Source organism: Legionella quateirensis, assembly GCF_001467955.1.
Lineage (GTDB): Bacteria > Pseudomonadota > Gammaproteobacteria > Legionellales > Legionellaceae > Legionella > Legionella quateirensis.
In genome coordinates this window covers 1-417 of the sequence record NZ_LNYR01000037.1, presented here as the reverse complement: position 1 = coordinate 417, position 417 = coordinate 1, and the positions used below count along the sequence as shown (strand labels likewise).

Below are 417 nucleotides of genomic sequence, written 5' to 3'. Positions count from 1 at the left end.
AATTGCAGTAATGGTATGGCCTGCGTTTTCAAAGGTATCATTATTATTGACATCATAATTTGCCACCGTGTCTTCATTCAGGATTATGACATCGTTGGCAATATCCACAACGGGTGTCACCGTAATGGCAATATTGTCCGTATCGCTTAAGGCTCCGTCACTGGTGACTATGGTTAAGTTGTCAGCGCCGTTGTAATCGGCAATAGGATGGTAACTTAAACCATTTAATACGGTGTTAATATTATTTGGAGCACCCACCAGAGTCAGGTTACCCGTACCATTATTGCTGATGGTAACTCCTGCAGCAGCTGCGGCATCCACTGCGGCTGCTGAAAGTGTTAACGTACCATGACTCACAGAAACAGTCGTGGTGACCGAAGCACTGTCAATATCAGTCAGGCTGATGGCATTGCCATT

At 45.1% G+C, this 417-nt stretch carries 1 protein-coding gene; it reads right to left on the bottom strand.

Features of this window, described 5'->3' with window-relative positions:
• The coding region (locus Lqua_RS18385; RefSeq protein ID WP_202972760.1) for a hypothetical protein at positions 1-417 on the bottom strand (417 nt) is incomplete at both ends.